The sequence below is a fragment of the Moraxella sp. K02 genome (genome assembly GCF_041154755.1).
Classification (GTDB): domain Bacteria; phylum Pseudomonadota; class Gammaproteobacteria; order Pseudomonadales; family Moraxellaceae; genus Faucicola.
The window spans coordinates 2,086,993-2,112,376 of sequence record NZ_AP031590.1; the positions used below are offsets into that span (position 1 = coordinate 2,086,993).

The 25,384-nt window shown below is 43.8% G+C and carries 22 protein-coding genes and 2 tRNA genes; 9 read left to right on the forward strand and 15 right to left on the reverse strand.

The window, feature by feature from the left end; translation table 11 throughout:
* The first annotated feature begins 73 nt into the window (after positions 1-73).
* The gene (gene efp, locus ACAM39_RS09410) at positions 74-646 is read left to right on the forward strand and encodes an elongation factor P (protein ID WP_204155483.1); all 573 of its coding nucleotides are present in this window, start codon (positions 74-76) and stop codon (positions 644-646) included.
* Positions 647-948: 302 nt separating this feature from the next.
* The gene (locus ACAM39_RS09415) at positions 949-2,178 is read left to right on the forward strand and encodes a toxic anion resistance protein (RefSeq protein WP_369627490.1); all 1,230 of its coding nucleotides are present in this window, start codon (positions 949-951) and stop codon (positions 2,176-2,178) included.
* 246 nt (positions 2,179-2,424) lie between these two features.
* Here ACAM39_RS09415 and ACAM39_RS09420 read toward each other — a convergent pair whose 3' ends face one another.
* From ACAM39_RS09420 to ACAM39_RS09435, 4 genes are all read right to left on the reverse strand, one after another.
* Positions 2,425-3,582: a 5-(carboxyamino)imidazole ribonucleotide synthase gene (locus ACAM39_RS09420; RefSeq protein ID WP_369628599.1), complete on the reverse strand. Its 1,158-nt coding sequence runs from the start codon at positions 3,580-3,582 to the stop codon at positions 2,425-2,427.
* Positions 3,583-3,737: 155 nt separating this feature from the next.
* On the reverse strand, positions 3,738-4,043 hold the full coding sequence (locus tag ACAM39_RS09425) for a hypothetical protein (RefSeq protein ID WP_083102070.1): 306 nt from the start codon (positions 4,041-4,043) through the stop codon (positions 3,738-3,740).
* Between the two features lie 312 nt (positions 4,044-4,355).
* The gene (locus tag ACAM39_RS09430; RefSeq protein ID WP_095356628.1) at positions 4,356-4,994 is read right to left on the reverse strand and encodes a MarC family protein; all 639 of its coding nucleotides are present in this window, start codon (positions 4,992-4,994) and stop codon (positions 4,356-4,358) included.
* 132 nt (positions 4,995-5,126) lie between these two features.
* Entirely contained in the window at positions 5,127-6,908 is a 1,782-nt protein-coding gene (locus ACAM39_RS09435; protein ID WP_369628600.1) for an ABC transporter ATP-binding protein, read from the reverse strand.
* Positions 6,909-7,295: 387 nt separating this feature from the next.
* Between ACAM39_RS09435 and ACAM39_RS09440 the strand changes: the two genes are divergently transcribed.
* Together ACAM39_RS09440 and ACAM39_RS09445 are read left to right on the forward strand one after the other, a co-directional pair.
* Entirely contained in the window at positions 7,296-9,116 is a 1,821-nt protein-coding gene (locus ACAM39_RS09440) for an acyl-CoA dehydrogenase C-terminal domain-containing protein (RefSeq protein ID WP_369627491.1), read from the forward strand.
* Positions 9,117-9,217: 101 nt separating this feature from the next.
* Positions 9,218-10,123, forward strand: a complete 906-nt coding sequence (locus ACAM39_RS09445) for a polyprenyl synthetase family protein (RefSeq protein ID WP_369627492.1) — start codon at positions 9,218-9,220, stop codon at positions 10,121-10,123.
* Here the strand turns inward: ACAM39_RS09445 and ACAM39_RS09450 are convergent, their stop codons facing one another.
* The 3 genes from ACAM39_RS09450 to ACAM39_RS09460 all read right to left on the reverse strand — a co-directional run bounded on the left by ACAM39_RS09450 (position 10,124) and on the right by ACAM39_RS09460 (position 11,338).
* A complete protein-coding gene (locus ACAM39_RS09450; protein ID WP_369627493.1) occupies positions 10,124-10,750 on the reverse strand; it encodes an RDD family protein in 627 nt (208 codons plus the stop codon).
* A gap of 318 nt (positions 10,751-11,068) precedes the next feature.
* Positions 11,069-11,145, reverse strand: a tRNA-Arg gene (locus tag ACAM39_RS09455).
* A 103-nt stretch (positions 11,146-11,248) separates the two neighbouring features.
* Positions 11,249-11,338, reverse strand: a tRNA-Ser gene (locus tag ACAM39_RS09460).
* Positions 11,339-11,659: 321 nt separating this feature from the next.
* Between ACAM39_RS09460 and ACAM39_RS09465 the strand changes: the two genes are divergently transcribed.
* Complete coding sequence (locus ACAM39_RS09465) at positions 11,660-12,469, forward strand: hydroxymethylpyrimidine/phosphomethylpyrimidine kinase (RefSeq protein ID WP_369628601.1); 810 nt, start codon at positions 11,660-11,662, stop codon at positions 12,467-12,469.
* A 10-nt stretch (positions 12,470-12,479) separates the two neighbouring features.
* Positions 12,480-14,117: a phospholipase D-like domain-containing protein gene (locus ACAM39_RS09470; protein ID WP_369627494.1), complete on the forward strand. Its 1,638-nt coding sequence runs from the start codon at positions 12,480-12,482 to the stop codon at positions 14,115-14,117.
* Between the two features lie 32 nt (positions 14,118-14,149).
* Here the strand turns inward: ACAM39_RS09470 and ACAM39_RS09475 are convergent, their stop codons facing one another.
* The 5 genes from ACAM39_RS09475 to ACAM39_RS09495 form a co-directional block, all read right to left on the reverse strand.
* Positions 14,150-14,782, reverse strand: a complete 633-nt coding sequence (locus ACAM39_RS09475) for a YggT family protein (RefSeq protein WP_050324582.1) — start codon at positions 14,780-14,782, stop codon at positions 14,150-14,152.
* 105 nt (positions 14,783-14,887) lie between these two features.
* On the reverse strand, positions 14,888-15,727 hold the full coding sequence (proC, locus tag ACAM39_RS09480) for a pyrroline-5-carboxylate reductase (protein ID WP_369627495.1): 840 nt from the start codon (positions 15,725-15,727) through the stop codon (positions 14,888-14,890).
* 192 nt (positions 15,728-15,919) lie between these two features.
* Positions 15,920-17,392 carry a tRNA lysidine(34) synthetase TilS gene (gene tilS, locus ACAM39_RS09485; RefSeq protein ID WP_369627496.1) on the reverse strand — a complete coding sequence of 491 codons (1,473 nt, stop codon included), beginning with the start codon at positions 17,390-17,392 and terminating at the stop codon, positions 15,920-15,922.
* A gap of 114 nt (positions 17,393-17,506) precedes the next feature.
* Positions 17,507-18,316, reverse strand: coding sequence for an acetyl-CoA carboxylase carboxyltransferase subunit alpha (locus ACAM39_RS09490; protein ID WP_062332163.1), 810 nt, complete (start codon positions 18,314-18,316; stop codon positions 17,507-17,509).
* 89 nt (positions 18,317-18,405) lie between these two features.
* Positions 18,406-19,929 carry a Ppx/GppA phosphatase family protein gene (locus ACAM39_RS09495; RefSeq protein WP_369627497.1) on the reverse strand — a complete coding sequence of 508 codons (1,524 nt, stop codon included), beginning with the start codon at positions 19,927-19,929 and terminating at the stop codon, positions 18,406-18,408.
* A gap of 494 nt (positions 19,930-20,423) precedes the next feature.
* On the opposite strand from ACAM39_RS09495, the gene trxA reads away from it, so the two are divergent.
* Both trxA and rho read left to right on the forward strand, forming a co-directional pair.
* Positions 20,424-20,747 (forward strand): thioredoxin, encoded by a 324-nt coding sequence (trxA, locus tag ACAM39_RS09500; protein WP_036589854.1) that lies wholly within the window; start codon positions 20,424-20,426, stop codon positions 20,745-20,747.
* A gap of 406 nt (positions 20,748-21,153) precedes the next feature.
* Complete coding sequence (rho, locus tag ACAM39_RS09505) at positions 21,154-22,422, forward strand: transcription termination factor Rho (RefSeq protein WP_369627498.1); 1,269 nt, start codon at positions 21,154-21,156, stop codon at positions 22,420-22,422.
* A gap of 108 nt (positions 22,423-22,530) precedes the next feature.
* On the opposite strand, the gene ypfJ is transcribed toward rho, so the two are convergent.
* A complete protein-coding gene (ypfJ, locus tag ACAM39_RS09510) occupies positions 22,531-23,415 on the reverse strand; it encodes a KPN_02809 family neutral zinc metallopeptidase (protein ID WP_369627499.1) in 885 nt (294 codons plus the stop codon).
* A gap of 588 nt (positions 23,416-24,003) precedes the next feature.
* On the opposite strand from ypfJ, the gene ACAM39_RS09515 reads away from it, so the two are divergent.
* Positions 24,004-24,333, forward strand: coding sequence for a hypothetical protein (locus tag ACAM39_RS09515; RefSeq protein ID WP_076776453.1), 330 nt, complete (start codon positions 24,004-24,006; stop codon positions 24,331-24,333).
* A 236-nt stretch (positions 24,334-24,569) separates the two neighbouring features.
* Here ACAM39_RS09515 and ccmE read toward each other — a convergent pair whose 3' ends face one another.
* Together ccmE and ccmD are read right to left on the reverse strand one after the other, a co-directional pair.
* On the reverse strand, positions 24,570-25,055 hold the full coding sequence (gene ccmE / locus ACAM39_RS09520) for a cytochrome c maturation protein CcmE (protein WP_369627500.1): 486 nt from the start codon (positions 25,053-25,055) through the stop codon (positions 24,570-24,572).
* 84 nt (positions 25,056-25,139) lie between these two features.
* Positions 25,140-25,349: a heme exporter protein CcmD gene (gene ccmD, locus ACAM39_RS09525; protein WP_160001080.1), complete on the reverse strand. Its 210-nt coding sequence runs from the start codon at positions 25,347-25,349 to the stop codon at positions 25,140-25,142.
* Between the last annotated feature and the right edge of the window lie 35 nt (positions 25,350-25,384).

Sequence of the window (25,384 nt, forward strand, 5' to 3'; positions counted from 1 at the left end):
CAAATTGGCTATTATACAAAGATTTGATTTACCTCGGTTATTTTTTAGTCGCAACACCTTATTAGGAAATTTTATGGCAAATTACTCAACCAATGAATTTAAAGCTGGCTTAAAAGTCATGCACGAAGGCAATCCCTTTGCAATTTTAGAAAATGAATACGTTAAACCAGGTAAAGGTCAAGCATTCAACCGCGTCAAAATGCGTAACCTAAAAACGGGTAAAGTATTAGAAAATACCTTTAAATCTGGCGATAGCCTTGAAGGCGCTGACGTTGTTGATACTGAAATGAACTATCTATACAACGATGGGGAATTCTGGCACTTTATGCACCCAGAAAGCTTTGAGCAGCTACAAGCCGATAAAAACGCGATGGGCGATGCGGCAAAATGGTTAAAAGAAAATAGCAACGAAGAATGTACCATTACCCTATTCAATGGTGTGCCTTTAAGCGTTGCCGCGCCAAACTTTGTTGAGTTAGTGATTACTGAAACCGACCCAGGTCTAAAAGGCGATACATCAGGTGGCGGCGGCAAACCTGCAACCCTTGAAACAGGTGCGGTAGTGCGTGTGCCATTATTTGTCCAACAAGGCGAAAAAATCAAAGTTGATACCCGCACTGGCGAATATCTATCACGGGTACAATAATATATATTATTGCCAAGAATTTAAAAAAAACAAAAGCCCAACTAACTGTTGGGCTTTCATTTTTTTAACATGTGATTGAAAAAGTTTTTGTCAAGCTGTCATACTGACGTCGCATCATGCGATAAATCATAAAAATCATTCGTCAAACGCGCATGGAAAAAATGATTACCTAAATAGAACAACAAATGAAATAATTCACCAAGATAATCAAACTAGCGTTAGCTCAAACCGCTAAAATACAAAGACAAATTAAAAGGCAAGTTAATATACAAATACCCATATAGACAACTCAAGGATATATCATGCCAGAACTCACCCCGCCAGAAACCAGCCCTGTCATCAGCCTTGAAGCGCCGCAACCCGTTGCCGTTGTGCCGCAAGACGAAGCCGACCAAATGGTCAAGCTTGACCTAACCAAAGTGCCTGAACTTGATGCCAAAGTGCACGATTTTGTGATGCATGTATTACAAACCCCTGTCAACACGTCTGTATTCGATGAGAAAATCAACGCCATTCATCAGCTTGGTAGTGCCGAAATTCGCGCTTCCGCGCAGATTGCAAATCGCATGCTCGATCGTCCCGCCAAAAGCATGGATAAAGCCTTATTTGACAACTCCCCGATTGCCAAATCCTTGACTGAGCTACGCAGCGTGGTCGAAGAGTTAGATCCAAGCCGCCAAGGTTCACTGTCAAGTCCACGCAAATTTTTGGGCATTATCCCGATGGGCAAATCCGTGCAAGATTATTTTCGCAAATACCAATCTTCGCAAACCCATATCAATGCCATCATCGAAAGCCTGTATCACGGCAAAGATGAGCTGATGAAAGACAATGCCAGCATTGAGCAAGAAAAGGTCAATATGTGGGCACTCATGCAGTCGCTCCGTCAATATATTTATGTCGGTCAAAAAATTGACGAACGCCTTGAGCACAAAATCGGTGAGCTTGAAACCACTGACCCTGAAAAAGCACGCGTGGTCAAAGAAGAACTGTTGTTTTATGTTCGCCAAAAAAACATGGATTTTTTGACCCAACTGGCGGTGAACATCCAAGGGTATTTGGCGCTTGATATGATTCGCAAAAACAACTTAGAGCTTATCAAAGGCGTTGATCGTGCCACGACAACAACGATTGCTGCGCTGCGTACTGCGGTGATGGTTTCACAAGCGCTGAGCAGTCAAAAACTGGTGCTCGACCAAATCAATGCGCTTAACTCAACGACCAGTAGTTTGATTGAATCAACGTCAGTCATGCTCAAACGCCAAACCACGCAAGTGCATGAGCAAGCCAGTGGCAGTTCAGTGGACTTGGAAAAACTGCAAAAATCCTTTAATCACATCTATGAGACCATGCATGCGATTGACGCCTTTAAAGTCAAAGCACTGGGCAATATGCAGCAAACGCTCAATGTACTTACCCAAGAAGTTGACCGCGCACAAACTTACCTTGACCGCACCAATCGCCAAACGGTGAGTGAGATTGCCAACGAGTTGCAAATTGATGAGGAGAAATTGGGTAATGTCAAACTTTAATCGCCGTTTGATTTGACTATGCGCAACCTCACGGATGATTGCGGCTTTTACTGTTTATCACTATCTTTTATCCGTAATAATAAAAGGATAATTGATGACAGCTAACAAGCAAAAACTATCAAAGTGTCAGTTGGTGAAGACTACTCTTGCAAAGCAAAGTTTTTGAAAAACAAGGTATTTTTAGGCTAAAAAAACACCGCCATGAGTGCGGTGTTTTTGCTGAAACATAGCCTTAGTCACATGGCTTTAGTCAGACAATTTATTGGGTAATTTTGCAACCACTTGCGCAACCGTGTTATCCAGTTGACTGCTATCGCTCGGCATGACAGTGATATGAGCGATTTTGCGACCTTCGCGCTCTTCTTTATCATAATTGTGCACGTGCACGCCAGAGATGGCTAGGACTTCGTCCAGTTTTGGGTACTCTCCGATGACGTTCAGCATGACAGAAGGTTTGACGATGGATGTGTCTCCCAATGGCAACCCTGCCACCGCACGCATATGATTTTCAAATTGACTGGTTACCGCGCCTTCAATACTCCAGTGCCCTGAGTTGTGCACGCGGGGTGCGATTTCATTGGCAAGCAATTTTTCAGCGCCGCCTTCAGAAGTCACAAATAATTCTAACGTCAACACGCCCACATAGTTTAAATGTTCGAGCAATTTTTTGATATTACTTTGGGCTTGTTCGGTCAATTGCTCGACGTTCGGTGCTGGTGCGGTTGATTTGGCTAAAATACCATTGCTATGTTCATTTTGCACGAGCGGATAATAGCGGATTTCACCGTTTTGGGCGCGCACTGCAATGATAGATACTTCGCGCTCAAAGTGAATAAAGCCTTCGGCAATGAGCGGCGCTGTTTTGGTTGCGTCACCAAGTTCTGCCCACGCGGTGTCGATTTGGTCAGCGGATTTGACCACAAACTGCCCTTTGCCATCATAGCCCCCGCGTGTGGTTTTGAGCACCAAGGGTAGCCCCAATTTGGCGGCAGCCGCTTGGATATCGGCTTTGCTATGCACTGCCATAAAAGGCACGGTGGCGATATCTAATTGGTTAAACAAGTTTTTTTCATTTAACCGATCTTGTGCCACTGATAGCGCAAATGACGATGGGTACAAGGTTTTGGTCGATTCCAAAAACTGGGCAGGTTTGAGCGGGGTGTTTTCAAACTCTAAAGTAAAAATATCACAGCTTTGGGCAAAATCTTCAAATTGCTCGCTACTAAACACTTTGCCCAGTAAGCGTGCGGGGCAATTGTCACTATCCTCCAAAAACACGCAGCGGATACCGAGTGGCAACGCCGCTTGCGCCAACATCATACCCAGCTGTCCGCCACCTAAAATCCCAATGGTTTTGATAGGATAATTGGAATGATTGATGGTATAAAAATTGGCGGTTTGCATAGGCATGGTGGCGGCTCTTTTTGATAAGTGAAACACAGAAGAAAAATTATGGCTAATTATAAAGGATTTGCCCACAAATAAAAAATCCAAGCACAAAAAAACCCATAAGGCTTTAGTCTTATAGGTTCAACAAACCAATGAATAGGCTTTACGCATTAACTATAATGCACGGGTTCTTCGTCATACACATTGGCATGCCACTGCGAGAGCTGCTTTTGCATTAAGGTTTGAATGGCAGCATGAATCATGCTTTGACCAATCAACTGCGTATCATCCCCCAACAGTTCTTTCACTTTGTCAGAAAATTCAATGCTAACCAAGTCTTCTGACTCATCATTCGAGGTACGTAGTACCATCTTGCCATCATCTTGCTCGACAAATTCTAGCATCATCGCTTCTGCTTTGGCATCCTTTGCCGCTTGCAGTAGGCTTTGGTAATCTGATTTTGTATCTTTTTGCATCGTCGCTCCTCAATCTTTTATCCGCCCCAGTGACTAATTTGGTTACTACCTTAATAACTATCTTACGAGCTAGGGTAATCAACCTGTTAGTCACCCTGTCATATCGCTTTAATCAACGTAAGCATGGTTTAACGCTTTGCATCTTTTTAGAAGCTTGTTGACAGCTTATTAACAGGGTTTGGCATATTGCATGATTATTAAAATGGCGGCTTTAACGGTAAAAATCAAGCATAATTTATGATATTAACACAGCGACTACAATGCTTAATGCTTAAGGGTTGCTGTGATAGATTGTTTAGCGAACCATTGAACTTACAGCAACTGCGGAAATACACTTTTTAAGCCGCCAACAAAAATCTCCACCGCAACGGCCGCAAGTAGCATCCCCATGATACGATTGAGCACATTAAGCCCGGTATCACCTAAAAAACGACTCACCTGACCCGCTGCCATAAAGCTTAGATAAGTGATAATACTGATAATCAAACCTGCAGTGATAATCGCTAGCATATTAAAATAACTATGCCCGCTCGCGGCATAAATAATCACGGTAGAAATCCCACCCGGACCAATCACCATCGGAATCGTCAACGGCACCACGGCAGACGCCGCCCCTTGAAACGCCACGCCATTTAAATCCCCTGACTTGCCGACATGCGGTTTGGCAACATTGCCAGCGCCATTCATCATGCCAATGGCAATAATCAATACCAAGATACCGCCTGCGATACGAAATGATCCAAGCGAAATCCCCAATACCTTTAAAATAGGCTCGCCTGCCAACGAAAATATCGCGATGGTCACAAACACGGTAATGGCTGAAATCAGCGCAACTTTGCGAGTTTGTTGTCGATTGGCGTTTTTGGTGATATCAATAAATAACGATAAGGCAGCAAATGGATTGACCAGTACCACCAGTGCCAAAAATATTTTTAAGACTTGAGATTCCATGAGTATTGACTAACTTTTTGGGTGAATATGACAAAACAGTTATGGTAGCATAAATTTAAGTCAGCAGGGTTACGGCGTTAATACGCTTAGCGCTACCAGTGCGCATGCTAAGCCTACATGATGAACCCGAAATTAATGGCTGTCTAACGTTTGGGTAATTTTATCAAGATTTAAACTATCGGACATGGCATTAAAAATCTCATAGTATTTGCCTTGCTTGCGATACAGTTCATCATGCGTACCTGTCTCCACCACGCGCCCTTGCTCGATGACCACCAAATCATCAGCGTCAATAATCTGCGCGATATTGTGCGACACGATAATCACCGTGCGGTTTTGTTTGATTAAATCCAAACTGCGCTTGATTTGCTGGCTGGCAATGGCATCCAGACTTGCGGTCGGTTCGTCCAAAAAGACAATTGGCGGATTTTTGAGAAACATACGTGCCAGTGCAATACGCTGCTGCTGTCCACCTGACAAGGATTTGGCTTCGCTTTGGTAGCCTTTAGGCAGCTGGGTGATTTGTTCATGAATAGAGGCTTGTATTGCTGCCTGCTCAATCTGGGCTTGGCTAGCAGTTAAATCGCCATAACGAATATTTTCTTCAATAGTCCCGCCAAAAATATGGTTTTTTTGCAACACCAAACCGATTTGTTGGCGTAGCTCATGGGTATCATAGTCTTGCAAATCCTTGCCATCGAGCAAGATTCGCCCCTGCGTGGGCTGATAAAATTTTACCAACAGATTGATAATGGTGCTTTTACCTGCGCCACTCAGCCCGACCAACGCGGTAATTCGGTTGCGCCGAATGCGAAAGCTGACATCCTGCAAGGCTTGGTTGCCGTTGGGATAAACAAAATCCACGTGCTGAAGTTCGATATCGCCCTGCACCGTCGCAGGATTGACACCGCCTACCACTTCGATTTGGCTATCATCTTCCAAAATATCAAAAAACCCTTCAGCATAAGTCAGCGCATCATTGACCTCATCGTAGATACGATGCAACTGGCGAATCGGCGATGCCACGTTTTGAAACAACAACACATGAAACATAATCATGCCAATGGTCATCTGCCCATCAAGCACAAAATACGCCGTTAAAATAATAATCGCCACGACACCAATCTGCTCGATAAAGCTTTTGAGTGCATCATAACCAAAGCCAATACCGCGCGTTTTGAGTTGGTTATCGGTCATCTCTTTTTGAATGGCAAAATGTTTTTGCGCTTCAATCGGCTCGCGGACAAAGGATTTGATCACAGTGATAGCGTTAATGAGCGAAATGATTTGCTCACTTTTGCTCTCCCGGTAGTGGCGCATCTGCCGACGAAAGCCTTGCAAACGCGTGGCTTGTTTTTGACTGATATAAAAATAAATCGGCACAATCACCAGCCCTACCATCCCCACCCACACATTGGCGCTAAACATCACTACCAGCGCTACAATCGCATTGGCAAATAACGGCAACATATCAATAAAAAAGTTTTGCACCAAACGCGTCAGACTACTGACACCCAAATCAATGCGCGTCTGCAGCTTACCACTGTCGTTATCAGGATGGGTATAAAACCCCATGCGGTAACTTAAAATACGCGCCACGACTTTTTGCGATAAATCCCGGGATAAATTAATGCGGATTTTTTCACCAAAATAGCGCTGTCCAAAGCTGATTGCCGCGTACAACAGTTCTTTGAGCAGTAGCACGATGCTAATAGTCGTGAGCAGTTTTGCACCTTCCTGCCACGGCTCGCTGAGTTTGAGAATCTCGGTCAAATGATCGACCGTGTAACGCAGTACAAAAGCATTAACCTGCGCGGCAAATGAACCAATCACCGTAAGTAGCAGCGTCGCTATGATTAATGAGTGATAAGGTTTTGCAAAAACGGATAGTTTTTTGATAATTGACCACAGCACGGCGCCGCGCTCACGTTTGTTAAGTGATATCGGTGCAGGTTTGGCTGGCAGTGTCGACGTGTCAGGGAGCGATGGATTAGGAGATGGATTGGGAAGATTTGGCAAGAGTGACTCACAAATGATTTTTCAATACGTTTGGTGGTTTAATATCTTTGGTAAAGTTTAAATAAAACGAGTGAGTTTAAGGTAGTTGGTAATTGTTGCATTCTTGTCCATGCAGCGCTTTGCACTACAAAATCATAAAATAATTTTATGATAATTAGTATTATTTATGAATATTTATTATGATTTGAGGCTTTTAGTGGCAAATACCTTTATACTGGGCGGACTTATTTTTACCTTTCCCTTTTTATCTTAGTTAATAGCCTATTAAAAGGATTTCAGCGTATGCCATTATCATATAAAGCCCCCCTGCGTGATATTCGCTTTTTAACCAATGAAGTATTTAATTACCCCGAACACTATAAAACCTTAAAATCTGGTGAAAATGCCGATCCTGAAACCGTGGATATGATGCTTGAGAGCTTTGCAGATTATTGTAGCAATGTCTTGATGCCACTGTACCAATCAGGCGATGCTGAAGGCTGCCATTTTGACAAGGGTGTTGTCACCACGCCAAAAGGCTTTAAAGAAGCTTATGATATGTTCGTTGAAGCTGGGTATCAAGCCATACCGTTTCCTGAAGAATTTGGTGGCTTAAATATGCCAATGTCAGTCAACCTCATCAAAAGTGAAATGATGGGTACGGCAAACTGGGCATTTGCCATGTATCCAGGGCTGTCGGTGGGCTGTATGAATACCATCATGCAATATGGCACCCCCGAGCAAAAAGCCACTTATATGCCAGCCTTGGTAGAAGGTCGTTGGTCGGGCACCATGTGTTTGACTGAGCCACAATGTGGTACCGACTTGGGTCAAGTTAAAACCAAAGCAATCCCACAAGAGGATGGTACTTATAAGATTAGTGGTACCAAAATCTTTATTTCAGCCGGTGAACATGACCTAACAGAAAATATCGTGCATATCGTATTAGCACGCTTACCCGATGCGCCTGAAGGTACCAAGGGTATTTCGTTATTTATCGTGCCAAAATTCTTGGTCACAGAAAACGGTGATATTGGTGAGCGTAATCCCGTTAACTGTGGCTCAATTGAGCACAAAATGGGTATCAAAGCCTCAGCCACTGCGGTACTCAACTTTGATAATGCGACAGGCTATTTAATCGGTGAGCCGAATAAAGGCTTAAAAGCCATGTTTACCTTTATGAACACTGCCCGCCTAGGCACAGGTATGGAAGGTTTAGCGCATATGGAATTGGCTTTCCAAAACTCATTGCCCTACGCCAAAGAACGCCGCTCAATGCGTACCCTATCCGGTACCAAAGAGCCAAACCAAGTGGCTGATGCGATTATCCATCATGCCGATGTTGCGCGCATGCTACTCACCCAAAAAGCCTTCTCAGAAGGCGCGCGCTCGATGATTTATCACGCATCACGCTATGCTGACAAAATGTTTGAAGGAGCGATGCTCGGTGACGATGCTGAGTTCCACAAATGGGATGATAAATTGGGCTTTTATACCCCAATACTCAAAGGCTTCTTAACTGAACTAAGCATTGAATGCGCCAAACATGGTATGCAAATCTACGGTGGTCATGGCTACATCAAAGAATGGGGCATGGAACAAATCGCCCGTGACGCACGTATCTCAACCTTGTATGAAGGTACTACAGGCGTACAAGCGCTCGACCTATTAGGTCGTAAAGTGTTAATCCAATCCAAAGGCAAAGTGCTGCTTGATTACACCGCCAATATCATGAAATGGTGTAGTGAATATGCACTAGACAAAGGCATGCGTAAATTTGTTTGGGAATTGACCAAATACTGTGCAGAGTGGAATACCCTTACCACACGTATCATGTTGACGGCCCGTAAAGACCGTGAAATCGTTTCAGCGGCATCTGATGATTATTTAATGTACTCAGGCTACGTCATCATGGGCTATCACTGGGCACGTATGGCAGCGGTAGCGTATGAAAAACTCAAAAATGGCGGCAGCGAAACCAAAGAATTCTATGAAGCCAAAATCAAAACAGCTGAGTTCTATTTTGAAAAACTATTGCCACGCGCATCAGGTCACTCAGAGAGCATGTTGACACCAAGCGAGTTAATGGCGATGGATTTAGATAGCTTTAATTTCCTAGACTAATGGGTTAAACTTGTTGCGCCATTTTGCAAAAAGGCTGCTCAACCTTAATGGGGGCAGCTTTTTTATTGCTCAAAATTTTAACATATACAAAAGAATTGATTATGGAATTTACTGCTTTTTCGCGCCAAGTCATTGACCATCTAGAATCGGATATCACAGCCTACCTCCAAGCCTGCAAGTTACCCTCGCCGCTGCATGAAGCAAGCCTATACGCGATGACCAATGGCGGCAAACGAGTACGTCCTTTACTGGTTGCAGCAACTTTTGCCACGGTAAAAACCGATAATAGTCTTGCCCACCCATCCCATCAATTATCTAATGACGTGCGCCGTGCCATGATGGCGGTGGAGTGTCTGCACGGCTATTCGCTGGTGCATGATGACTTGCCTTGTATGGATGATGATGCGCTGCGCCGAGGTCGCCCTACCACCCATATCGCCTATGGTGAAGCTGCTGCCATGCTTGCCGGTGACGTGCTACAGACCTTGGCATTTGAAGCCCTGACCCATACGTATTTTGGTGAAAACAGTGAGTTTGCTACCCCACTTTCTGCCACGTTTGCGCCACGGGCACGGCGGATGGTCATGGGACAAATGCTGGATTTAAATGGCGAGCACCAACAGCTTAGCCAAACTGAGCTTGAAGCTATTCACCGTGACAAAACAGGCGCGCTCATTGAAGCGTCAGTATTGATGGGTGCCATCTGCGCCAACGCGACTGACAGCGAGCGCCAAGCACTCAATAGCTTTGCCCAGCAGATTGGTTTGGCTTTTCAAGTACAAGATGATATTTTAGATGTGACTGCCGATACCAAGCAGCTTGGCAAACCTGCGGGTAGTGATGAAAAATTGGATAAATCCACTTATGTGAAATTGTTAGGTGTCGAAAAAGCTAAAGATTACGCCCAAAGTCTGTTTGATACGGCTAAAAATGCAGTTATTGAAGAATTTGGTGAAGATAATTATTTGGTAGATTTAGCGGACTGGTTGTGGGCGAGAGACAAGTAATTATTTCTTTCTAAACCCAGCAAACAAGCCTTCATGGTTAATTTTTGGCATTTTCATGGTCACGGTGTTTGACAGCAAATCATGTAGCGCCAGTCCTTGCTTATTGACCCATGCAAACCAATAATTAAACAACAGCCCGATAAACATACTAAAATACAGCGCGCCCACCGACTGGTGGATAAGATAGCCTATCATCCCGCAGACCACTGGCAATAAACACGCGGCTAATATCCGCATCATCGATTGCCGCCAACTTAGCAATGAGCCATCACGGTTCATGGTTTTGAGCCGCCAAGTCTGCATCCCAAGCGTCTGCCCTGCCTTACGCCAAAATATCCCATAAAACCCGACCAAGATAATCACAAAGGCAGGGATTTGCACAATATTTCGATACCATAGCGGTAATGTCGCCGCTTGCTTCATATCCGTCCCTGCCAAACCTAGCAGTTTAGTCCCCAATACAATTAGCAGCATCTGCACAAAAAATAGCATCGCCAAAATCAACATACCATCATACAACATAGCAATCAGCCGAATAGCCGCTTTTGCCATCATTGGTTGTTGTTCTGGCAATGGCGCTGATTGTAGAGATTGTGGCTGGCTGTTGGTCTCAGTTGTTTTTAACATTGGGGTCTTGGTCTTAGGCATAGGTATGGCGGGCGAATGATAGTAGTAATTAAGCGAAATTGTAGCCTAAATACAACCAAAACGCTATGACTCAAACGCTAACTACAGACCCATCAGCGCATGACTTTGATAAATATAACTGGGATAAACATAACTCAGATAAACATAAATAGGATGAAAATGCTTTAGGCAACTTTGGCAAACAAGGAAGGACTAACGGTAAAATAACCCGCCGAGTGATATGAGGTATAAAAAAATAAGACATAAAAAAATCGCCTAAACTCAAAGAGTGGCGATTAATTTTAACAAAGTAATTAGTGGTGCGCTTGGAGGGAGTCGAACCCCCGACCCTCAAGTTCGTAGCCTGATGCTCTATCCAACTGAGCTACAAGCGCTTAACTAATGTCTTCGTTTGAAGTGGGCGCCATTATAAGTTAGAGTATTTATTTTGTCAAACTTTATTTTAAATAATTTTAAAATTAATTTTGATTTGATAAATGGCGGTGACGGAGGGATTCGAACCCTCGATACAGTTTCCCGTATGCAGCCTTAGCAGGGCTGTGGTTTCAGCCACTCACCCACGTCACCGAATTGGTCTTACTTATCTATAACACCGTACAATAATTTTAGTCAATGTCGCCATTAACCTCAAGTATTGTGGGTGGGCATTATAACAAACCAATCCAAATTTGCAAGACTTTTTAAAAAAATTATGTGAGAATAATTGCAGCACCTTGGCAGTGGCACCGTGCCTACCTATAACAACCCAGTCGTTATGTGATAATCTGTTTGAAAGTAATGATTAAAAAAACCATTTAACCAATCCTTTATGAGGATTGATAACCAGCCTGTGAGAATCTTATGTCAACCCCTGCTACCCTTGCCCCTATTTTAGCACCCAGCATGACACTGCGCCCCACTGTATTGTGTTTTTCGGGGTTAGATCCATCAGGCGGCGCAGGCTTGCAGGCGGATATTGAGTCGATTGGACAAGCAGGGAGTCATGCAGCGATTGCCTGTACCGCAGTGACGGTTCAAAGTTCACAGCAAGTTTTTGGGTTTGAGGCATGCGCAAGTGAGCTGGTAAAGGCGCAAGCACTGGCGGTGCTCAATGATTTGCCTGTCAAAGCTATCAAGTCAGGGATGCTTGGCACCACTGACAATATTGCAATGCTCGCGCAGCTTTTCACCGATGGCAGTATTGCAAAAGATACGCCGTATGTGCTTGACCCGGTGCTGGTGGCCAACAGTGACGGTGCGTTAGGTGACAAAGACACCTTGGTGGCTGCCTTTGCCCAGTTGACCCCTTTTGCGACCCTAATGACCCCTAACAGCATTGAACTGCGTGATTTGACAGGCATCGACAATTTACACGCTGCCGCCAAAGATTTGTGCCAGCAAGGTGCCAAAGCAGTGCTAGTCAAGACGTCTCACGATAGCCAAGCCTCTGGTATCGAGCAGTATTTATACGTTAATGACAACCAAACCTGCCGACTGGCATACCAAGCGATTTTGCCAAGACTGGCGGGTGAATATCATGGCTCAGGCTGTAGTCTAGCAAGTTATATCGCAGGTCGTTTGGCACTGGGTGATGAGCTTGTGACAGCGGTACAATGCGCAGATATTTGGACACAACACGTGCTCAAAGTCGCTGATATTGTCCACCCTCATGGTCAAAGAATTCCCAAGCGCTTTCATTACACCTCAATGCTGGGTTAGGCAAGCTAGTATGGGGTTATTATTGGAGTGGTCGATTGTCAAGACGTTGCTATTGCAGCTAGGTGTTATCGCCCATTTTCTCATCACGCTTTGGCTAGTTGTGCGGGTTATTCAACAGCAGCGCCACCAAAGCGTAGCAATTGCTTGGATTGCGGTGTTATTTGCCCTGCCTGTTGTTGGCATCATCGGTTATATGTTATTTGGTGAAATCAATATTGGGCATCAGTACCGTAAGCGTAGTTTGATGGCGCAAAAATTACTGCGTGACTTTGCCAACGCCCAGCAGATTGATTTTAATGAAATTTCCAAAAATTTAGACACCGAAGCACGGCAACTGAGCAATATCGCCTTACTAAAAACTGGGCTTGGCGTGTATGACCATCATACGCTGACGCTAATGACAGACGCTGACCATATTTTTGCCAGTTTATTAGCCGATATCCGTGCGGCAAACACGATGATTTTGCTGGAGTTTTATATTGTGTCGCCACAAGGCCGGGTGATTGAGTTATTGGAAGCCTTGATGGAGGCTAGCCAGCGCGGCGTATCCGTGCATTTGCTCGCTGATAGCGTTGGCAGTCATGCGTTTTTTCGTAGTCAATGGGTGCAAAAATTGAGAGACGCTGATGTCTTTGTGCATGAGTCGCTGCCCGTGGGTTTGTTCAAAACCATTGTCAAACGCATTGATATCCGCAATCATCGTAAACTGGCTATTTTTGACAATTGCTATGGCTATACAGGAAGTTTTAATTTAATCGACCCCGATTTTTTCAAACAAAACGAGCATGTCGGCAAATGGATTGATGTCATGATAAGGGTGGAAAGTCATGATACCGTCAATTCGGTAAAAGCCATGTCACTTGTCACGACCACGGATATCAGCGCAGAAACCAACGCCAATTTTTCAAGCCTTGAAAAAATCGTTAATCGCTTTACCAAGTCGCTGTATATTGGCACCTCAAAGCTGCATCATCGCAAATTACAACACGTGACTAGCTCTCGCGGTGTAGGTCAAAACGCTAACACTGGTGCCCCTAAGCCGCCACTGCTCAACATTTTGCCGCTGCAAAGCAACCTACAAGCTTACCCATCGGTGAGTCAAGTCAGCTTGCAGCTGATTCCATCGGCGCCAGAATTAACGGGGCATGTCATCTACGAAACCTTGGTGTGTGCGATTTTTGCCGCCAAAAAACAAGTGGTTATTACCACGCCTTATTTTGTGCCAGATGATGCGCTGCTGCTTGCCATCACTACCGCTGCCAAGCGTGGGGTCAAGGTGATTTTAAATGTACCCAAAAAAGTAGATTCGCTATTGGTACGGTTTGCTTCACAGGCTTATTTTGAGCCGCTGTTGTCAGCAGGGGTGCAGATTTATTTGTTCAATGCAGGCTTGCTACACGCCAAGATTTTGTGCGTGGATGACGATTATTGCTTATTTGGTACCGTCAATATGGATATGCGCAGTTTTTATCTGAATATGGAGGTGAGTATGGCGATTTATAATCGTACCATGACCCAGCAAATGCTCACTTGCCAGCATGAATATCTGCAACAAAGTGAGCCATTACAGCGCGATGGATGGAAGCAGCGTAGCTTTGGGGCAAAATTCTTGGACAACGCTATTCGCCTGTTCAGCCCCCTGCTTTAAAGCTTACTCATTTAATCGTCGTTTGGGATAGACTAGAGGGTTAATAAATAAACCCCTACGGTTTGCACCAAGGTTTCTAGTAAAATAATCAAGAAAAAACCCAGCATAGGTGCTAAATCAAGCATGCCTGTGGCAGGTAATACTTTGCGAAACGGCTGAATAATTGGCTCACTAAGCAAGGTGAGCAGTCCAAAAATTGCTGGCATTTTTTGGGTAAAAAGCATCACCCAACCCCCGATAAACGAGCCAATAATGATGTACTGACACATTCTTAAAAAATCAATCAGCAAGGTCACGGCCGCCACAAAAAACATCATGACAGGTGAAAAATGCCGCGATAGATAATCAACCATGGCTAAGTTCACCTCTGGCATATAGAACAGCCCAATATTTTGACTATCAATGCGCATCATGCCAAGCACGCCCCAAATAAAAATCATCCGCAGCAAAAACAGCAGCACCAAACTTGCGGTATTGATTCTGCCATCGCCAAGGGTTGGGAAAATACGTCCAAACACATCGACAATGCGTGTCATACGATAAATGGGTTTGGCAAACGCATCCTTTGCAGTAATTCCAGCGAACTGTAGCATAAATCGAAAGAAAACCAGTATCATCGCCGCCGCGACGACGATATCAAACAACCCTGCCAAAAGATTAGTCATGCCCTGTTTTTATCCTTATTTGCTGCTTACACACTTGTTAACGGTGAGTCTTAAGATAGTCAATTAAAATTTGCTGTTGTAGCCAATGTTATAGCCAAAGTCGAGTTATTTGCCAAACGCTTGACTTAGCTCACGCGAGCGCTGTTCACATGCTAGCATGGCGTCGGCAATAATTTGATGCATTTTTTTGTCATCCATTACTTCAATTGCCGCTTGGGTAGTGCCATTGGGCGAGGTCACTTTGCGACGCAGCTCAGCTGGCGTATCATGACTGGTCAATGCCATTTGCGCTGAGCCCAATGCCGTTTGCATTGCCAAAGCCGTGGCTTGGGTTTGGGTCAGCCCCAATTTTTCACCCGTGGCAATCATGTTTTCTAACATATAAAAGAAATACGCAGGCGCTGACCCTGAGATAGCGGTCACAGCGTGCAGTAGCTCTTCGTCATCTACCCATAACACCAGTCCTGCTGCGGACATCACTTGCTGCGCAAGGTGTTGCTCCGCCTCGCTAACCGCTGCTGTCGCGTACAAGCCTGTAGCCCCCATTTGAATCATCGCAGGGGTATTTGGCATCGCCCGCACTAGCTTAACTTGCGGCCCCAACCATTGGGCTAAACTATCGGTACCAATCCCTGCGGCAATTGAAATAACCACTTGCTCGCCCCAGCTGTCTTTGACTGGCAGTAGTACATCTTTAATGACCTGTGGTTTAACAGCGAGCACGACCACATCAGCTTTTTCGATGGCGTGCTTGGTATCGTCGATATTGCTCGCATTGTAGGTATTTAACCCTTGGGCTTGAAAATCCGCTAACTTCTCGGCATCGGTCTCTACCACATGCAGCAGGCTACTTGGCTGACCTTTTGCTAATAGCCCTGCGATGAGCGCCGATGCCATATTACCGCCACCAATAAATGCGATATTAAGAAAAGTTGTGGTTGCCATAGATGTCCTTTATAGTCATTTTTTGTGGGGTGACGAAAGCAGTTAAAGGGTACGCCCTCGCTGTTATTCGCAAATAAGTCTACCATACCTACTGCAAATTTTGATGACAAATTTACAGCGTTAATTGGTGTACATGGCGCAAATTCAAGAGATTATTGCTGGTTATATAGTCTCAGTCTATGACAGTCTTAATCAATGACATTTACTATCAAGACTGTCTCTCCAAACCAATTGCCACGGACAAGGCGCTTGGGTAGCCAAATTCAGCTCACCGGCATCTGCCAGCCAAACACTAATATTCGGCAATAATAAAGCGAACCGTTTTGGTATTTGGGATGCAATGAGCGCCTTTTCTTTATTGTCGTGCAGGATGACCACTTTGGCAAATTGTCGCTCCCAGCTAGGAATATCAAATCGTTGGCACAATTTTTTAAACGATTGGTGAAAAGATTGTGACAATAATTGAAAAGACTCATTTGGCAACACGGCTCTGCTAGCAAGCGCCAATTCTAAAGATAGCCCCACAGATAATCCCACATCAGCGGTCAAATTGACTAATACCCTGTTATCTGATTTGCCATGAATCGCCTTTACATAATCGGCATCAAGGCGGTATAACGTATCGCGGTATTTTCTAATTTCAATCCCCTGCCACTGCAAAATGGCTTGCTGGTCTGTTTGCGCTGATTGTAGTAACTGCTCAATTTGTACAATCCATTGCCGAGTTGGGGCAAATTTTTGTGAGCCTTTGACCCAATGATGCAATAGGTTAAAGCGTCTTGCTTGGCTCAATGATTGTAGATTAAGGATATGCAAACATTGCTGATGACTTGTCCAGCCATTTGACCACTGGCATAGCGCCAAATCTTGTTGATATTGCTCTTCGACTATACGCTGCGCTTCGGTTAGGTTTTGCTGAGTGCGGGTGATATTTTGCACTAGCTTATGGAAGCGCTCATCAAGGAGTGGCAAAATCTGATTACGTAAAAAAGCGCGCTGATTAGCTACGCCAAAATTGGTAGGATCATCGACATGAGGGATATGTTGCGCTGCTACAAAGTCGCTAATCTCATCACGCGTTATCCCGAGCAACGGACGCCATAACCAGATGGGTGTGCCAAATTCGTGCTGCACCCCAAACGCCGTCATGCCTGTCAGCCCTGCCAACCCTGTCCCTTGGCATAGGTTCATCAACAAGGTCTCCACCTGATCATTGGCGTGATGCGCTAAGGCAACAATAGCGTTTTCGCCTGCAATCTGTATGATGGCACGATAGCGGGCGGTTCTGGCTTGTTGTTCATTGACTTGTTGTGTGCCGACTTGTTTTTCTTGGCTGATTTTGCTATTGGCGGCATAAATTTGCTGCGATTGCCAATCGATACAAACGCTGTCATAGTCGATGTGGTGCTTGTGGCAATAGGCTTCTACGAGTTGTTGCCAGTCATCACTGATTTTTTGCAATTTATGATTGATATGAATCACATGAATCGGTAGTTGTAGCTGCTGACAGGCGAACAGTAATGCCATCGAGTCTTGCCCGCCACTGCACGCAATACAAATTTTAGCAGCAGCCTTGGGGTGCGGGTTGATATGGGTTTGATAACTTTGTTTAATCGCTTCAATGACAGGTGACATAAGGGTAGACGACATAGGGATAGACGACATAGCGCTCAAGCTCATGCGGCGAGAGAAAAACAGTGGGATAAAACAAATGAGATAAAATAATGGGCGCCTCAATAAACGCGCATGGGTCACTAAAATAGGTCAAATCACTGACAATCAAGCAGAGGCTTTTGGTAAGGACACCGTAGAATTAAAGCTCATTAATTTTTCATAGCGTTGTTGCAGACGCGTTTGCTCATCAAGCTTTATAAGCACCGCTAGCTGTTGCTCAAGTGTGGCTTTAAGGTTGGTCATAGCCACATCGCTGTTGATATGTGCGCCCTCGCCTTCTGCGATGACTTCATCAATCAAGCCAAGGGATTTTAAATTTACCGCACTGAGTTTCAATGCCTCACTGGCTTGGGGCGCTTTTTCAGCCGTTTTCCATAGAATCGACGCACAACCTTCAGGCGAAATCACGGAATAAATGCTGTTTTCTAGCATATTGATACGGTCAGCGACGCCAATCGCCAGTGCACCACCTGAACCCCCTTCACCAATTACCGTGGCAATCACAGGGACGTTCAATGATGAAAATACCGCAATACTTTGGGCAATCGCTTGGGCTTGACCACGCTCTTCTGCACCTACGCCAGGATATGCGCCTTGGGTATCAATAAAGGTCAACACTGGCAATTTAAACCGTTCTGCCATTTGCACCAGTCTGACTACTTTGCGGTAGCCTTCTGGGTTCGCCATACCAAAATTGTATTCAATACGCTCACGGGTGCTGCGACCGCGATGTTGACCAATCAGCATGACAGGCTGGTCGTTAAACATCGCCATACCCCCCAAAATCGCTTTGTCATCGGCATACGCGCGATCTCCTTGCAGCACATCAAATTCCGTGAACAGCTGGTTGGCATAATCCAAAAATAATGGTCGTTTTGCATGACGTGCAAGCTGTACTTTTTCCCAAACACTCATTGTCGTTATTCCCTTGCTTTATTACAACTGTTGTCATCTCAATATCGCGTATGACAGATCTAAAATCTTAACTTTATTTAAAAATTTGCTTACCCAATAGCTGGCTCATAAGTAGTAATGGATAAGCGCATGCCCCATTTTTGCCAAATATCAATTTCATCTTGCAAATCTGATAGTACAAGACTTGCGTTATCATCGGCTAAATTTACCGAAACTTCCCAAGTATGGTTATCTTTAGCCGCTAGCTGAATCGGTAGCGTATCATGTTTGCTACGGCTGTGATGCACCAGTACCGCTAGGCGTAAAATCAAAGTTAAATACACCAGATTGTCACCACCGACCATTTTGACTTCATCAAAACTATCAGGTTTTAATTTACGGCGATGGTGCATCACAAGCTGCGACAAGCGTGTTTTATCGACTTGTGAAAAACCGTCAATATCCGAATTTTCTAGCAAATAGGCACTATGCCTGTGATAGCTACTATGGCTGATGGCAAGACCAATTTCATATAGATAGGCACCACGGCGAAGTAAATCCGCATCTTCTTCATCAAGCCCCAAACGATTTCTCACTTGGTCAAACAGCTGCTGCGCGGTACGTACCACACGTTTTGCTTGTTTTCTATCGACCGAATAACGCGTCATCAAGGCTTGTACACTGCGATCACGTACATCTTCACTGGCAAAACGCCCGAGCATATCGTACATGACACCTTCACGCAGCGCACCATCTGAATAAGAAATCGTATCAATGCCCAAAACATTCATCGCTGCGAGCAGCACCGCGACACCAGCCGGCAACACTACTTTACGGGTGTCTTTAATATCGGCAAAATCAATATTGTCGATATGTTTTGCTTTAATCAGTAATTTTTGGATTTCTTTGACACCGCTGTAGGTCACACGAGCATTTTCATCGGCAAGTCCAAGTTGCAGCAAAATTTGATTGACCGCTTTAATCGTGCCGCTTGAGCCCGTGACACTGTCCCAACCTGTTTTTTGGTACAAACGGCTAATACCCAGCACTTCTTTTCTCGCCGCAGCAATCGCTTTTTCAAACGCTTTTTCGGTGATAGCGCCGTCAGTAAAATAAGATTTGGTAAAGGCAACACAGCCCATTTGTAAGCTTTCAGTCAAAATCGGGTCAAAGCCTTTACCAATAATAAACTCCGTCGAACCACCCCCAATATCAATCACCAAGCGTTTGTCGGTACTGGCATTGGTATGAGAAACACCCAAATAAATTAGACGCGCTTCTTCTCGCCCCGCAATGACTTCTAAGGGTTTGGGTAAAATTAAATTGGCTTGTCGAATAAATTCATCCGCATTCTTGGCTTGGCGCAGGGCATTAGTAGCCACAATCCGTAACCGCTGTGGTGAGACAGCGTCTAGTCGTCCGACAAAACGGGTCAAACAATCCAGCCCGCGTTTTTGTGCCTCAAGCGACAAATAGTTGTTTTCATCAAGTCCAGCGGCAAGCTGCACTTTTTCTGACATTGATGCTAATTTTCGTACTTCCCCATGGTCTAACCGCGCGATGGCAAGATGAAAGCTATTTGAGCCAATATCAATGGCGGCCATAAGTTCGTTGTTAGCAAGTAAGTCAGGCATATGTCACTTAGTGTCGGTTAAAGTCAATAATTCGATTAGACACCATTTTACGCATTTTCACCCCTGAGTAAAAGCCATTTTATTGCAACTGCAACTTTTGCCTCCCGCGATACCTGTCCATTGATGAAAAAAATTGACTTTAATATTTTCTAAAAAATTCTATCGTTACAATCATTTAGATACGATTAGTTAGATACCATTAATGTTTCTTATCATAACTATCAAAACAATTAACCATAGCCATACCCTGTTTTGGGGTTGTGTTATGCTAAGATGACCCTATCATAATAATCACTATAAATTAATTTGCCGTTGGGTGTCTGTTTAATAGATTTCATTATCCTATCATTGTTTCTATCACTGTTTGATTGTATCCAATATTAAGATTTTTTTATTAGGCAAAAACAAGCACTGGGCAAAAACAAGCGTTTGGGTCATTACTTAACCGTAATCCAAAACCTAACAGTTAACAACATCAACACGTAGGAGTTACTATGTCTTCAGTTATTCATGCCGATGAAGGTACTTTTGAAAAAGCAGTATTACAATCAGATACCCCAGTATTGGTCGATTTTTGGGCAACTTGGTGTGGTCCATGTAAAGCCATTGCCCCTGTATTAGACGAGCTTTCCTCAGAATATGAGGGTAAAGCGCGAATTGTTAAAATCGACGTTGACCAAAATCCAAACCTAGCTGCACAATATGGTATCCGTAGTATCCCTACCTTATTTATGTTCAAAAACGGTGAAAAAGTGGATGCCACTATGGGTATGCAACCAAAAGCCCAATTGACTGCTCTTATCAACAAACACTTATAATCGCTAGGGTAAGAATCACTAGCGTGGGTTAAATTGAATTTTTATATTGGTAACGGTATATTTTTTTGATAATTACCAGTGAGATTCGCCGCGATTTTGATACTTGTGAGTAAAAAAATCGCGGTTTTTTATGCCCATACATTGACAAATGAATATGTCAAGTCGTATAGTGTGTCTCACAAAATAACTATCTTATCGATATGCTTAACGTTACGTTAGCAGGCATTTACTATTATTTGGTTTAGTACTTGGTATTGTCTGTTTGCAACGCTCAGTTAATCATTTCAAACGTTTCTATTTTTTTCTCTTTATATTCTCTTCACACCCTACTGTCTTAAAACGATGTAGCGCCTTTACTCGACTCACGTTTTGAGGTGGTTCAAAATTAGTTATTGATGATTTACCTATGAATTTGACTGAACTCAAAAAAAAATCGGTTGCTGAATTGTTGTTGATTAGCGAGCAAATGGGTCTAGAAAACATGGCCCGTAGTCGCAAACAAGATATCATTTTTGCCATTTTAAAAACCCATGCCCGAAACGGTGAAGCTATCTATGGAGATGGCGTGCTTGAGATTTTGCCCGATGGCTTTGGTTTTTTACGATCGTCGGAAGGCTCTTATCTAGCAGGTCCCGATGATATCTATGTGAGTCCGAGCCAAATTCGCCGTTTCAATCTCAAGACGGGTGACTCCATCGCTGGTACGATTCGCCCACCCAAGGATTCTGAGCGTTATTTTGCCCTATTAAAAGTCAACGAAATCAACTTCGACACCCCAGACCGCTCTCGCCACAAACTGATTTTTGAGAATTTAACCCCGCTTTTCCCCACCCAGCAGCTTCGCCTAGAACTTGGTAATGGTACCACAGAAGACTTAACGGGTCGTATTATTGACTTGATTGCCCCGATTGGTAAAGGTCAACGCTCGATTATTGTCGCTCCACCAAAAGCGGGTAAAACCGTACTGCTACAATCTATCGCGCAATCCATCACCAAAAACAACCCAGAGTGTTATCTCATCGTGCTGCTTATTGACGAACGTCCTGAAGAAGTGACCGAGATGCAGCGCACGGTGCGTGGTGAAGTGGTCGCATCGACCTTTGATGAGCCGCCAACCCGTCACGTGCAAGTCGCCGAAATGGTGATTGAAAAGGCCAAACGCTTGGTTGAACACAAACAAGACGTGGTGATTTTACTCGACTCCATTACGCGTCTAGCTCGCGCTTACAATACGGTTTTGCCTTCATCTGGCAAAGTACTAACGGGTGGTGTCGATGCCAATGCCTTAGAGCGACCAAAACGCTTTTTTGGCGCTGCACGCAACATTGAAGAAGGCGGTAGTTTGACCATTATTTCTACTGCGCTTATCGACACAGGCAGTACCATGGATAAGGTGATTTATGAGGAGTTTAAGGGCACAGGTAATCAAGAAATTACCCTTGAGCGTGACATTGCCGAAAAACGGGTATTCCCTGCCATCAATATCAAAAAATCGGGCACTCGCCGCGAAGAGCGCTTGATGGATGAAGCGATGCTACGCAAAGTATGGATTCTACGCAAACTGCTACACCCCATGGATGAACTACAAGCCACTGAGTTTTTGCTAGAAAAACTTAAAGACTCAAAAACCAATGATGAATTCTTTGAGCAAATGACGCGTAAAGATAAATCTTAATCATGTTATCGCTTAATCGTATTAATTAGCTGACTTATAAAAATAAAAAAGCTCAACCTGGTGTTGAGCTTTTTATTGGCGTGCTTTGGGCTTAAATCGCACTGCTACTTAAATTGCACCACTAAAAGTATCGCATTGATTGATATCACCCGATTTTAGACCGCGTGAAAACCACGTCATACGTTGTTGACTGGTACCATGGGTGAAACTATCAGGCACCGCTGCTCGACCACTGGCTTGGGCTAAACGGTCATCACCGATTTGCTCCGCCGCATTAATCGCTTCTTCAATATCGCCTTGCTCTAAGAATTGAACACGTTGTTGGTTACGGTTTGCCCAAACACCGGCAAAACAGTCTGCTTGTAGTTCTTGCCGCACTGATAAATTGTTGGCTTGTGCTTCAGTGGCACGGCGACTGGCTTCATCCACTTTTTGGCTAATACCCAATTGAGTTTGCACATGATGACCCACCTCGTGAGCAATGACATAAGCCTGTGCAAAGTCACCCGCTTTACCTTGGTTTTGTGCATCACCTGAGCCATTTTGGTCACCTGTGATACCCAATTTTTGGCGCATTTCTTGGAAAAAACTGGTATCAAGATAGACGCGTTGGTCAGCAGGACAATAAAAAGGTCCTGTCGCTGAAGATGCATTACCACAACCCGAGCGTACCATACCATTAAATAACACCAACTTAGGCTGTTGGTATTGCATATTGTTTTCACTAAAAATTTGACCCCACACTTCTTCTGTGTCTTTTAACACCACTGAGACAAATTTTTGGTCGCGATCAGCCGTTTGCTGGTCAAGGGTTTGTTGCCCACTACTATTTCCACCTGTAATTGCAGAACCTGTTTGCATGGCAGTCATAGGATTCATACCAAACACCAGCCATAAAATCAAACCAATGATAATACTACCGATGCCGCCGCCCACGGCTTTACCGCCGCTGACCAATACATTTGAACTACCGCCACGATCTTCCCACTTCATACCAATACCTCCTTAAATACTGTCTTGCTTTTATGAGATGCTCATATAATATGTTTATTTTGGCATTGTAGCATTTTGCCTAAAATTTACTGTGTGAAATCGTAGTTTTATACAGATTTCGACAATAAACCCTAACAATATGCAACTAATGTAACTTATTATTACCTATCTAAAATCTGCCAAACCTGATTAAAACTAACCATTTATTGCGATAAAAATTTATTTTTTAGGTATTGTTTAATCCAGTACTGCAAATAGAAAAAATTTTGTAAATTTACAAAAATAAAGATATCCTTGCCAAATTTTTATGCGTATAATACGTCATTTTCTGCGAAAAGCTGAAAAAAGATATCTTTTTCGTGCGATATCAGTAAGTCTAAAAAGTTGTATTTGTGTTTACGGTGTTATTTTGTTACAACCTTTTATCAGATTTATTATATTTTTTTATACGAAAGTTATTTTATCTTGACTAAGTTTCAGCTACAATATTGTCAGTTTCATGTCCCGTGTGTCTTTAATTCTAAATAAACGCTTTATTTAGAGTATCGTCGAGTGAATACGGGGTTATTTTCTTTAGGAGAACACGTAATGAACGTTAAATTAATCGCTGTATCAAGTTTAGTTGCTGCATCTTTAGCTATGACTGCATGTAGCAAAAAAGAAGAAGCTGCACCAGCTGCTGCCTCTACTACTGCTTCAACTACAGTTGCTTCATCAACTACTACTACCACTGTTGAAGCTTCTGCACCAGCAGTAACTGCATCTGCTGCAACTGTTAACGCTTCTACTGTTGTAGTAGAAACTGCATCTGCTGCTGCACCAGCTTCAGCTGTTGCTGACGCTGCTAACCAAGTTGCTGATGCTGCCGCTTCTGCTGCTGCAACTGTTGCTGACGCTTCTGCATCTGCTGCAAAATAATCAGTTTTTTAAACTGAACAAAAAGGAAACCCAAGCGGTTTCCTTTTTTTATGCTTAAAAATTTTATGGTTAAAGATTTTGTATGGCATAAATTTTTTAACACTATTTAGATATTAAAAAATTTAGATATTAAAAAAGTGGGTCAATTACCCACTTTTTTAGCTCCATGGCTTTTTAGCCGGCTGGTTTTTTAGCTAATTAATTTTTTAGCTAAGGGACTTTTTAGTTAAGTGACTTTATTGTTTGACAGGGGTAGCTGGCATAAACTGCGCTTGGTTGACGTCAGTGCCATTGGCTTGATGCTGCGTTTTTAGTGATTTTGCCACTTCAGGCGGCATATAATTCTCATCATGCTTTGCTAATACTTCGCTTGCTATAAAGGTATTACCTTCAAGCGAACCTGTGGCTACCACGCCCGAACCTTCGGCGAATAAATCTGGCAAGATGCCTTTATAAGATACCGGTACGGTAGATTTAAAATCGGTGATTTTAAATTTGACATTGAGTGGGTCTGTGCTATCTCGCTCGACACTACCACGCACAACCATGCCCCCTGCTCGGATACGAGTATCTTCAGGTGCCTTGCCTTGACTAATGGCTGTGGGGTCAAAATAATAGTCGGTTTGTTGTCCTACCGCATAAATCACAAGGACGACGGCAATGATTGCGCCAAATAAGGTTGCCATCACCCACATTAATTTTTTTTGTCGTACTTTATTCATTGCTTTTTTTCATCTCACTTTTGATGAACCAAACCCTATGGGGCTACTTTTCTATTATAACACCGATTAGGGCGATAGATACTATTATCCGCTGCCCTTAGCCGTACGCTGATGACGCTGTTGCTGGCGCGCCTGCTGGGTAGTGATATCTCGGTAGGTCGCTTTACGCTGACTACGACTAAAAAAGACGAGCGCGATGATGCCTAGTAAAGTCAGTAGCCAAGTTGACCACACATAACTACCATGCCCACCCATGGCGATAAACTCGGCAAAATTATGAAAATACGGGCTCATTGGTCACCTCAGGTTTGGATTTAGGTTTAGAGAAT